Annotated in this window: 5 protein-coding genes, 18 tRNA genes and 2 rRNA genes; 24 read left to right on the top strand and 1 reads right to left on the bottom strand. The window is 44.2% G+C overall.

Annotated elements, in window-relative coordinates; all coding sequences use genetic code 11:
* Positions 1 to 13: 13 nt before the first annotated feature.
* The 22 genes from BN6559_RS05520 (at position 14) to BN6559_RS05410 (ending at position 7,125) form a co-directional block, all read left to right on the top strand.
* A tRNA-Asp gene (locus BN6559_RS05520) sits at positions 14 to 90 on the top strand.
* A gap of 5 nt (positions 91 to 95) precedes the next feature.
* A tRNA-Phe gene (locus BN6559_RS05515) sits at positions 96 to 171 on the top strand.
* Between the two features lie 6 nt (positions 172 to 177).
* Positions 178 to 253 (top strand) — tRNA-Thr (locus BN6559_RS05510).
* Positions 254 to 259: 6 nt separating this feature from the next.
* Positions 260 to 333 (top strand) — tRNA-Gly (locus tag BN6559_RS05505).
* Between the two features lie 9 nt (positions 334 to 342).
* Positions 343 to 431, top strand: a tRNA-Leu gene (locus BN6559_RS05500).
* 42 nt (positions 432 to 473) lie between these two features.
* Positions 474 to 558, top strand: a tRNA-Leu gene (locus BN6559_RS05495).
* A 245-nt stretch (positions 559 to 803) separates the two neighbouring features.
* Positions 804 to 879: transfer RNA gene (locus tag BN6559_RS05485), tRNA-Ala, on the top strand.
* A 339-nt stretch (positions 880 to 1,218) separates the two neighbouring features.
* Positions 1,219 to 4,153 (top strand): 23S ribosomal RNA (locus BN6559_RS05480).
* A gap of 213 nt (positions 4,154 to 4,366) precedes the next feature.
* A 5S ribosomal RNA gene (rrf, locus tag BN6559_RS05475) occupies positions 4,367 to 4,483 on the top strand.
* A 4-nt stretch (positions 4,484 to 4,487) separates the two neighbouring features.
* Positions 4,488 to 4,563 (top strand) — tRNA-Asn (locus tag BN6559_RS05470).
* Between the two features lie 3 nt (positions 4,564 to 4,566).
* Positions 4,567 to 4,642: transfer RNA gene (locus tag BN6559_RS05465), tRNA-Gln, on the top strand.
* A gap of 7 nt (positions 4,643 to 4,649) precedes the next feature.
* Positions 4,650 to 4,725: transfer RNA gene (locus BN6559_RS05460), tRNA-Lys, on the top strand.
* A 5-nt stretch (positions 4,726 to 4,730) separates the two neighbouring features.
* Positions 4,731 to 4,805: transfer RNA gene (locus BN6559_RS05455), tRNA-Glu, on the top strand.
* 9 nt (positions 4,806 to 4,814) lie between these two features.
* Positions 4,815 to 4,890: transfer RNA gene (locus BN6559_RS05450), tRNA-Val, on the top strand.
* Positions 4,891 to 4,902: 12 nt separating this feature from the next.
* A tRNA-Asp gene (locus tag BN6559_RS05445) sits at positions 4,903 to 4,979 on the top strand.
* A gap of 5 nt (positions 4,980 to 4,984) precedes the next feature.
* Positions 4,985 to 5,060 (top strand) — tRNA-Phe (locus BN6559_RS05440).
* A 6-nt stretch (positions 5,061 to 5,066) separates the two neighbouring features.
* A tRNA-Thr gene (locus tag BN6559_RS05435) sits at positions 5,067 to 5,142 on the top strand.
* Between the two features lie 6 nt (positions 5,143 to 5,148).
* Positions 5,149 to 5,222, top strand: a tRNA-Gly gene (locus BN6559_RS05430).
* Positions 5,223 to 5,231: 9 nt separating this feature from the next.
* A tRNA-Leu gene (locus tag BN6559_RS05425) sits at positions 5,232 to 5,320 on the top strand.
* Positions 5,321 to 5,362: 42 nt separating this feature from the next.
* A tRNA-Leu gene (locus BN6559_RS05420) sits at positions 5,363 to 5,447 on the top strand.
* A 92-nt stretch (positions 5,448 to 5,539) separates the two neighbouring features.
* Complete coding sequence (locus BN6559_RS05415) at positions 5,540 to 6,259, top strand: helix-turn-helix domain-containing protein (RefSeq protein WP_110953790.1); 720 nt, start codon at positions 5,540 to 5,542, stop codon at positions 6,257 to 6,259.
* 23 nt (positions 6,260 to 6,282) lie between these two features.
* Positions 6,283 to 7,125 carry an IS3 family transposase gene (locus tag BN6559_RS05410; protein ID WP_234407811.1) on the top strand — a complete coding sequence of 281 codons (843 nt, stop codon included), beginning with the start codon at positions 6,283 to 6,285 and terminating at the stop codon, positions 7,123 to 7,125.
* Between the two features lie 231 nt (positions 7,126 to 7,356).
* On the opposite strand, the gene BN6559_RS05405 is transcribed toward BN6559_RS05410, so the two are convergent.
* Complete coding sequence (locus BN6559_RS05405) at positions 7,357 to 7,569, bottom strand: hypothetical protein (RefSeq protein WP_110953788.1); 213 nt, start codon at positions 7,567 to 7,569, stop codon at positions 7,357 to 7,359.
* A 484-nt stretch (positions 7,570 to 8,053) separates the two neighbouring features.
* Here BN6559_RS05405 and nhaC point away from each other — a divergent pair, with 484 nt between their 5' ends.
* Together nhaC and BN6559_RS05395 are read left to right on the top strand one after the other, a co-directional pair.
* Entirely contained in the window at positions 8,054 to 9,451 is a 1,398-nt protein-coding gene (gene nhaC, locus BN6559_RS05400) for a Na+/H+ antiporter NhaC (protein WP_199883767.1), read from the top strand.
* A gap of 16 nt (positions 9,452 to 9,467) precedes the next feature.
* Positions 9,468 to 10,319 (top strand): STM4015 family protein, encoded by an 852-nt coding sequence (locus tag BN6559_RS05395; protein WP_110953786.1) that lies wholly within the window; start codon positions 9,468 to 9,470, stop codon positions 10,317 to 10,319.
* The last annotated feature ends 2 nt before the right edge of the window (positions 10,320 to 10,321 follow it).

The following is a 10,321-nucleotide window of genomic DNA, read 5'->3' as shown; positions in this document are numbered from 1 at the left end:
AAAAAAACAATATGGCCTGGTAGTTTAGTTGGTTAGAATGCCGCCCTGTCACGGCGGAGGTCGTGGGTTCGAGTCCCATCCAGGTCGCCATTTATGCCTTGGTAGCTCAGTCGGTAGAGCAGAGGACTGAAAATCCTCGTGTCGGCAGTTCGATTCTGTCCTAAGGCACCATCTTTCGCTGGTGTAGCTCAATTGGTAGAGCAACTGACTTGTAATCAGTAGGTTGGGGGTTCAAGTCCTCTCGCCAGCTCCAGTTTACGCGGGTGTAGCTCAATGGTAGAGCCCTAGCCTTCCAAGCTAGTCACGAGGGTTCGATTCCCTTCACCCGCTCCAAAATATAATGCCGGGGTGGCGGAACTGGCAGACGCACGGGACTTAAAATCCCGCGGATAGAAATATCCGTACCGGTTCGATTCCGGTCCTCGGCACCATTTTTGTAATGGTGTTGTTTTTTTACCTGAATATATTTTTACGCGGTTGTGGCGGAACGGCAGACGCACCATCTTGAGGGGGTGGCGAGCATAGCTCGTATGGGTTCAAATCCCATCAACCGCACCACATTAGAAATTATAAGGCTTGCAGGCATTTTGGTATGCTACCTCTAGATAGGACAGTGAAAAAAAACATTGTCTTATCTGGAGGTATTTTTTATGTCAAAGAAAAGTAAAGTTTCTCTAAAATTGAAACTGCAAGCCTGTAAAGATGTCATTGAAANAGCGCACGCCTGATAAGCGTGAGGTCAGTGGTTCAAGTCCACTTAGGCCCACCATTTTATTTTTGCAAATAAATATCTGTTCTCATATGGGGGCGTAGCTCAGCTGGGAGAGCACCTGCCTTGCAAGCAGGGGGTCAGCGGTTCGATCCCGCTCGTCTCCACCATAAACTATCTTAAACAGATAATTATGAAAAGCGGAGCTTTTTAGTCTCTGCGGATGTTCTTTGAAAACTACACAGAAGAAAATAAAATGTATGAAAACCTCTCTATATTTTAGAGAGTGAATTAACGAGCATTTTAGGATTCAAATTAAAATTAAGCATTTAAGTATAAACTTAATGGCTAAATTGATTTTAAGTACAAACTAGAACAGACTAGAAATGTACAGATGCAAGGCGCACCACAGGGAAAAGCGCGAGTCGTAATGGAAATTACGTCGAGTGATTTTACCGAGGAGCAACGAAGCAGATGTGCGTTTATAGACGTGTTCGGAGAGTACCATAAGTCAAGCTACTAAGGGCATACGGCGGATGCCTAGGCGCCAAGAGCCGAAGAAGGACGCGATAAGCTGCGAAAAGTCATGGGGAGCCGCAAGTAGGCATTGATCCATGAATATCCGAATGGGGGAACCCAGCAGTCGTAATGGACTGTTACCCATGCCTGAGAGCATGAGGAGGTAGACCCGGGGAACTGAAACATCTAAGTACCCGGAGGAAAAGTAATCAATTGAGATTCCCTAAGTAGCGGCGAGCGAACGGGGAAGAGCCCAAACCAGCCAACTTCGGTTGACTGGGGTTGAGGACTGACACAAATCAGAAATGGCTTAGCTGAACGATCTGGGAAGATCGAGCGTAGAAGGTAAAACTCCTGTAAGCAAAAAGCTGCATCTGAGGGTCAGGATCCAGAGTACCACGAGACACGAGGAACCTTGTGGGAAGCAGGGGGGACCACCCTCCAAGGCAAAATACTCCTTGGCGACCGATAGCGCATAGTACCGTGAGGGAAAGGTGAAAAGAACCCCGGGAGGGGAGTGAAATAGAACCTGAAACCGTATGTCTACAAGCAGTTGAAGACCCTTATGTGGTCAACAGCGTGCCTATTGAAGAATGAACCGGCGAGTTACAGTATATAGCGAGGTTAAGTAGAAGATACGGAGCCGAAGCGAAAGCGAGTCTTAATAGGGCGAGAGTTATATATTGTAGACCCGAAACCGCAGTGATCTATCCATGACCAGGTTGAAGCGCAGGTAAAATTGCGTGGAGGACCGAACCCGTGAACGTTGAAAAGTTTTGGGATGAGTTGTGGATAGGGGTGAAATGCCAATCGAACGCGGAGATAGCTGGTTCTCCCCGAAATAGCTTTAGGGCTAGCCTCAAGTGATAAGTATAGACGGTAGAGCTCTGATCGGGCTAGGGGGCGTAAAGCTTACCGAACCCAGTCAAACTGCGAATGGCTATACTGATAGCTTGGGAGTCAGACTGCGAATGATAAGATCCGTAGTCAAGAGGGAAACAGCCCAGAACGCCGACTAAGGTCCCCAATGCTGTGCTAAGTGGCAAAGGATGTAAAACTTCACAAACAACCAGGATGTTGGCTCAGAAGCAGCCACCATTTAAAGAGTGCGTAATAGCTCACTGGTCGAGAGGTTTTGCGCCGAAGATGTCCGGGGCTAAAGCACAGAACCGAAGTCGCGTCAAGATATTGAAAAATATATCTTGGGTAGGGGAGCGTTCTATACACGAAGAAGGTATACCGTGAGGAGTGCTGGAGAGTATAGAAGTGAGAATGCCGGTATGAGTAGCGAAAAGAACAGTGAGAATCTGTTCCACCGAAAGCCTAAGGTTTCCTGAGCAACGATCGTCGACTCAGGGTAAGTCGGGACCTAAGCCGAGGCAAAGAGCGTAGGCGATGGACAACTGGCAAAAATTCCAGTACCACCAATAATTGTTTGAGTGATGGAGTGACACAGAAGGAAGTTCGAGCATACTGATGGAATAGTATGTCTAAGCTTGTAGGGTGAGAGACAGGTAAATCCGTCTCTTGAATACCTGAGGAGTGATGGGTATCTAAGGCCTTGGCCGAAGAGAAATCGAATGGACCACGCTGTCAAGAAAAGCTTCTAGCGAGATTAGAGGTGCCCGTACCGCAAACCGACACAGGTAGGCGGGGAGAGAATCCTAAGGTGCGCGGGAAAACCCTCGTTAAGGAACTCGGCAAAATGCATCCGTAACTTCGGGAAAAGGATGGCCATTGGTTGTGAGCTCTCAAGCAGAGCAAAGCGACTGAAGGCGACAGAAGAGAGGCCCAAGCGACTGTTTACCACAAACACAGGTGCCTGCTAAAGAGAAATCTGACGTATAGGTGCTGACACCTGCCCGGTGCTGGAAGGTTAAGAGGAGCGTTTAGAGTTAAATCGAAGATGTGAATTGAAGCCCCAGTAAACGGCGGCCGTAACTATAACGGTCCTAAGGTAGCGAAATTCCTTGTCGGGTAAGTTCCGACCCGCACGAAAGGTGTAACGACTTGGGCACTGTCTCAACGAGGGACCCGGTGAAATTGAAATACCTGTGAAGATGCAGGTTACCCGCGACTGGACAGAAAGACCCCATGGAGCTTTACTGCAACCTGACATTGAATTTTGGTAAATGATGTACAGGATAGGTGGGAGACTGAGAATATAGAACGCAAGTTTTGTAGGAGTCATTGTTGGGATACCACCCTTCATTTACTGGAATTCTAACTGTAAGAGTAACGAAATTCAAGACAGTGTCAGGCGGGCAGTTTGACTGGGGCGGTCGCCTCCGAAAGAGTAACGGAGGCGCCCAAAGGTTCCCTCAGCGCGGACAGAAATCGCGCGAAGAGTGCAAAGGCAGAAGGGAGCTTGACTGCGAGACGGACAGGTCGAGCAGGGACGAAAGTCGGGCTTAGTGATCCGGTGGTACCGAGTGGAAGGGCCATCGCTCAACGGATAAAAGCTACCCTGGGGATAACAGGCTAATCTCTCCCAAGAGTCCATATCGACGGGGAGGTTTGGCACCTCGATGTCGGCTCATCACATCCTGGGGCTGAAGTAGGTCCCAAGGGTTGGGCTGTTCGCCCATTAAAGTGGTACGTGAGCTGGGTTCAGAACGTCGTGAGACAGTTCGGTCCCTATCCATCGCGGGCGTAAGAAACTTGAAGGGAGCTGCTCCTAGTACGAGAGGACCGGAGTGGACGAACCAATGGTGTACCAATTATTCCGCCAGGAGTACAGTTGGGTAGCTACGTTCGGAAAGGATAAACGCTGAAAGCATCTAAGCGTGAAACCAGCCTTAAGATGAGGTTTCTCATAGAGTAATCTAGTAAGACCCCTTGAAGAAGACAAGGTTGATAGGCCAGGAGTGTAAGTACAGTAATGTGTTCAGCTGACTGGTACTAATAGGTCGAGGGCTTGACTTAAAGTAGAGAACAGGAACTTGAGAAAGTTCCTAGTGAATCACTTTAGTTCGAGCGAAGTGAGAAGATACCAAAGCCGTGGCTTAGTCGAATAAGACGAAGTCAGAGGGCGTGGTAGATGAACTTTGACGAATAGAGTGAAGAAAGAAACTAAAATGCAAGAATTCATACAAGAATAAAACTTCTGTATAGTTTTCAGAGAATAACTCTGAAGAATCCAGTGACGATGCCTAAGTGGATCCACCTGTTCCCATACCGAACACAGTAGTTAAGCACTTAGAGGCCAAGGATACTTGGGTGGAAACGCCCTGGGAAAGTCGGTAGTTGCTGGTTATATTCCTTGATAGCTCAGTTGGTAGAGCAATCGGCTGTTAACCGATCGGTCGTAGGTTCGAGTCCTACTCAAGGAGCCAAATTGGGGCGTAGCCAAGTCGGTAAGGCACGGGACTTTGACTCCCGCATGCGTTGGTTCGAGTCCAGCCGCCCCAGCCATTTACATGATCCACTAGCTCAGTCGGTAGAGCACCTGACTTTTAATCAGGGTGTCCCGCGTTCGAGTCGCGGGTGGATCACCATTTACGGCCCGTTGGTCAAGCGGTTAAGACACCGCCCTTTCACGGCGGCTTCACGAGTTCGAATCTCGTACGGGTCACCAATTTTATATGGGCGATTAGCTCAGCTGGGAGAGCGCCTGCCTTACAAGCAGGATGTCGGCAGTTCGATCCTGTCATCGCCCACCAAAAAAACAATATGGCCTGGTAGTTTAGTTGGTTAGAATGCCGCCCTGTCACGGCGGAGGTCGTGGGTTCGAGTCCCATCCAGGTCGCCATTTATGCCTTGGTAGCTCAGTCGGTAGAGCAGAGGACTGAAAATCCTCGTGTCGGCAGTTCGATTCTGTCCTAAGGCACCATCTTTCGCTGGTGTAGCTCAATTGGTAGAGCAACTGACTTGTAATCAGTAGGTTGGGGGTTCAAGTCCTCTCGCCAGCTCCAGTTTACGCGGGTGTAGCTCAATGGTAGAGCCCTAGCCTTCCAAGCTAGTCACGAGGGTTCGATTCCCTTCACCCGCTCCAAAATATAATGCCGGGGTGGCGGAACTGGCAGACGCACGGGACTTAAAATCCCGCGGATAGAAATATCCGTACCGGTTCGATTCCGGTCCTCGGCACCATTTTTGTAATGGTGTTGTTTTTTTACCTGAATATATTTTTACGCGGTTGTGGCGGAACGGCAGACGCACCATCTTGAGGGGGTGGCGAGCATAGCTCGTATGGGTTCAAATCCCATCAACCGCACCACATTAGAAATTATAAGGCTTGCAGGCATTTTGGTATGCTACCTCTAGATAGGACAGTGAAAAAAAACATTGTCTTATCTGGAGGTATTTTTTATGTCAAAGAAAAGTAAAGTTTCTCTAAAATTGAAACTGCAAGCCTGTAAAGATGTCATTGAAAGAAAATGCAGTTATAGAGAAGTGGCCAGGACTTTAAAAATAAGCCCGATGACAATTCAACGATGGGTATGTAATTATCGTAGTGAAGGAATAAAAGGTCTCATTGCACGAACTCACTTTAAAGCCTATTCACCAGAGGTAAAACTATCTGCTGTCCAGGACTATCTAAGCGGATCTATTCCCGTAATAGAAATTTGCGAAAAATATCAAATTCGTAAGAATGATCAATTACTCAATTGGGTAAAGAAGTATAATAGTCATGAGAAGTTTCAGCTTCGAACAGGAGGAAGCAGTATCATGACAAAATCAAGAAAGACTACACAAGAAGAACGACTAGAAATTGTTCAGTATTGTACAGCTCACGATAACAATTATGGACAAACAGCACTTGCTTACAAAGTATCCTATCAACAGGTTTTCATATGGATGAAAAAATATCGCCAGATGGGCAAATCTGGACTAGAAGATCGCCGTGGGCATCGAACAGGTACACTGCCCAGCCGTACCCCGGAAGAAGAACTCAGGGACTGTGTTGCCCAACTGGAACGTAAAAACCATTGGTTGCAGATGGAGATTGATGCATTAAAAAAACTGGACGAACTGGAAAGAAGGGATGCCTTGGCTTTACACGCAAGGAAAGAGAATACGAAGCAATAAAACAGCTTTCACAGACAGAGCCGGTGCATTATTCGGTTTTAGAACTTTGCCCAATTTTTCATGTAACCCGTTCAGCGTATTACCATTGGCTTAAAGGAGATAAAAGCCCAAGTGAGCGGGAAAATGAGCGACTGGCTAAGAAGGTCATCGAAATTCACGAAAAACATCCAGACGAGGGATACCGCAGAATTCGTGATGATTTGAACCGTTGGCATCATGAGCATATAAATGATAAACGTATTCTGCGCATTGACCGTAAATTACACATCCAGTCAAATATTAAACACCGGCAAAACTGTTGTACTCGCCGGGCACCTGATCCAGCTTACACAGCAGAAAACATTCTAAACCGGCAATTCCATGCTGATGCACCAAATGAAAAGTGGCTGACTGATGTGACGGAATTTAAATATTGTATAGGTCCGGTTATCCATAAGCTCTACCTGAGTGCTATATTGGATTTATATGATCGCCGAATTGTGTCATATGTACTAAGCGACCACAACAATAACAAGTTGGTCTTTAACACTTTTGATGAAGCTGTAAAAAACAATCCACAGGCGCACCCATTATTTCACAGTGACCGTGGATTTCAGTATACCAGCCGCAGTTTTCATAGCAGACTGATAGAACATGAGATGACACAAAGTATGTCTCGAGTTGGTCATTGCATAGATAATGGACCGATGGAAGGATTTTGGGGCGTATTGAAGCGTGAAATGTATTATGGTCATAAATTTACAGGGAAACAAGACCTGATGCATGCAGTTAGCTGCTATATTCACTATTACAATTTTGAACGTTTGCAGCGTCGATTAAATGTAATGACTCCCTACGAATATTATGAACATTATATCGCTGCATAAAAAACAGCCCATCCTTACGGATGAGCTACAAAAAATTCTTATATTTTTTGACTGTCCTCTTGACGGGGTGCACACCATTTTGCTTGTAAGCTTTTTTGTTGTTTATATGAAGATTTATTAAAGTAGTTTCATTTGAAAAATGGAAAAGACTTGCCGCTGCTAGTGATCCTTAGTATCACCGATGCGACAAGCCTATGAGATGAAATCATAAATCTTGCTTTTCATATTGAGTTAAAAGGAAACAGCTTTTTTTAGTGGGCTATAGTCACAAGAACCACATTGCGGAACTTGAGGAAAAGACGCACAGGTTTTACGTTTAAATGTTTCAAGCGGTAATCCTGAATCTCCACTGAAAACACCGATGGTTTCAGTCGTGATCATGACCTTGCTTTTACATTTCGTGCATTGAAAATTTTGTGATGTTTTACCAATTACCGATTTCATGCTAAAGACCTCCTTATAGTTGCTACCCTTTGATAATTCGCTAGTCTAGGTAAAATACCTATTCAATAGATGGAATTATATTGTATACATTGTTTGTTGAAAAACGAAAGAATATACGTTTATTTTGTAAATGTTTACTTAAAATAGCGGTTCTCTGTTTGAGCCTATGATATGAGGTTAATGTTTGTTACAGCTGTGGCAGATGGCTCTATTTATCCCAATAAAACGATATTGCGAATAAACCTGTAAAGATCTGGGGTTACAGGTTTATTTTTATTTAGGTGAGAGGATCAAGCTGCGGAAATGGGTATTTGGTGTTATTGTTGATGAAAAGAAAATACTATATAATTATGATACTATGGGAAATATTCGGATTAGTTTTCTAATTGTGCAGTAAAATTAAGACAAGCTTGAAAATTTAGTGTTTACTTCATAGTATGTTTTTATATATCCTGTTTCGCTCATAGTGTAATGGAGGGTGATGATGTCAGAAAGAAAAACACCGACCGTAGGGTGGGCAATCGCTGGATTTATATTGCCGATTAGTATTATTTTATATGGTACTGTAGGCTTAAAAGCACCTGCTATCTTATCATTAATTACAGCCAGCGTGATGACTTGCGTATTGGGCAGATTCTGGGGGTATACTTGGCTGGAACTAAAACAAGCGATGCTTGAATCAATTGTGCGAGTGATGCCGGCGATTTTTTTACTTGTCGAGATTGGTATGTTAATAAGTATGTGGATTTTATCGGGAACAATTCCCATGACAATCTACTGGGGGCTTACCTTACTTTCGCCAAACTTATTTTTGTTGGCAGCTTTCTTTTTATGCATACTTACATCTACAATGACTGGAACTTCTTTTGGTACGATGGGAACAATGGGAATCGCATTGCTTGGTATAGGACAGGTACTTGGTTATCCGTTACCGTTCGTTGTTGGGGCAATTGTCTCTGGCGCATATTTTGGTGATAAGATGTCGCCTATTTCCAGCTCAACTTATATTACTGCTTCGATTTGTGAAGTGGAGTTATTCACACATATTCGTTCTATGCTGTGGACAACATTGCCGGCGGTGATCTTGACCGCAGGAGTCTATAGTTTGATGGGCAAGGGGGAGCGTGTGGAAGTCAATACGGGCGTCATTTACATATTGGAGGCATTGCGAATGCAGTATACGTTATCTTCATGGGCATTGGTTCCACCTGTACTCTTATTAGGGTTGGCGTATCGCAGATGTTCACCCATACTGACTTTGTTTTTTTGTATCCTTGCTGCAGGTGGTGTTGCTTATTTTTTCGAGCAACAGGAATTTAGCGTGATGATAGATGTTATGGTAAATGGATATGTTGCAAAAACTGGAGTTCAGGAATTGGATTTATTGTTAACGCGCGGCGGGATACAAAGTGTTTTGAGTACAATCTTCTTATTGATTGCTGCCGTGTCTTTTGGCGGTGTATTGGAGAAAATTCGTATTTTAGCAGTATTGACAGATGCAATGATTCTGCTGGCAAAGACAACAGGGCGACTGATCGTCATGACGTTGTTTAGTAGTTATGCCATGCTCTTGGGAACAGGGAGCCAGCTGGTCAGTATTATTTTGCCAGGGCGTGCTTTGCTGCCCGTTTTCCAGGAAAGAGGGATAGCGGCTCGGGTTTTATCACGTACATTAGAAGATGGCGGAGTGTTGGCAGCACCTTTGGTTCCATGGAGTGTACATGCATTTTATATAGGTGGAATCCTAGGTGTTAGTGCATATGAATATGCACCTTATGCAATTTTGTGTTGGTTAGTACCAGTATTTTCAATTGTTTTTGGCTATACGGACATCGCTATTTGGCAGGCCGTTCCATACAAGAACAATAAAATAGAAAAATGAAAAGAGGCTGATAAGAATGGAAGAAATCAAATTTTACGTGGATTATGACGAAGAAGAAACATTGGTGGAAAAATTAGCGGCTTATATTGAAGAACACGGTTCGTATGCCTTACCTGGATTGATTATTGGCAATTGGACAGAGTCCTATGAGCAGTCACCTGAGGATATTATTGCTTATCTAGTCGAAAATAAAGCAAAGTTCCCTAATTTAAAAAAGATTTTTTTAGGTGATATGGATAGTGAAGAATGTGAAATTTCCTGGATTATTCACACAGATGCAGGTGCATTGGTCAATGAATTTCAGTTAGAAGAATTGATCATAAAGGGCGCTTCGGGTCTGCGCCTGAAAGATGTATCAAGTGATACCTTAAAAAAGTTAACGATGATTTCGGGGGGACTGTCTGCAGAAGTGCTGGAAGATGTCGTTGCTGCGAAAATTCCAAATTTGGAGCATTTAGAATTGTATTTAGGGGTCGATGAATATGGTTTTGATGGCAGTATTGCTACACTAGAGCCGTTTATGAAACGCAGTAATTTCCCTAAGATAAAATATTTGGGTTTAAAAAATAGTGAATTAGCCGATGAGATCTGTGAGAAAATTTTTGCTTCGGATATCTTGCCAGGACTAGAGGTTTTGGATATGTCCTTGGGAACTTTAAGCGATACAGGTGCAAGCATAATTTTAGAAAAGATGGAGCAATTGCGTCAGTTAAAAACTTTAGACTTGACGTATAATTATGTTTCGGATGAATTATTGGCGAAAATTACTGCAAAAGCAAAAGCCTTTGATATTGAAGTTCTATGCAGTAAAGAGGATGTTTATATAGATGAAGATGATGAATTCCGTTATCCATATTTTACGGAGTAAGT

It is taken from the genome of Massilibacillus massiliensis, from assembly GCF_900086705.1.
Taxonomy (GTDB): Bacteria; Bacillota; Negativicutes; order FLKF01; family FLKF01; genus Massilibacillus; species Massilibacillus massiliensis.
This window is presented reverse-complemented; position numbering and strand designations above follow the sequence as displayed.

What these genes read in the sequence shown, in the direction of transcription:
- nhaC (WP_199883767.1), top strand. Translation starts at nt 8,054, where the DNA reads ATGTCAGAAAGAAAAACACCGACCGTAGGGTGGGCAATCGCTGGATTT.
- BN6559_RS05395 (WP_110953786.1), top strand. Translation starts at nt 9,468, where the DNA reads ATGGAAGAAATCAAATTTTACGTGGATTATGACGAAGAAGAAACATTG.
- BN6559_RS05415 (WP_110953790.1), top strand. Translation starts at nt 5,540, where the DNA reads ATGTCAAAGAAAAGTAAAGTTTCTCTAAAATTGAAACTGCAAGCCTGT.
- BN6559_RS05405 (WP_110953788.1), bottom strand. Translation starts at nt 7,569, where the DNA reads ATGAAATCGGTAATTGGTAAAACATCACAAAATTTTCAATGCACGAAA.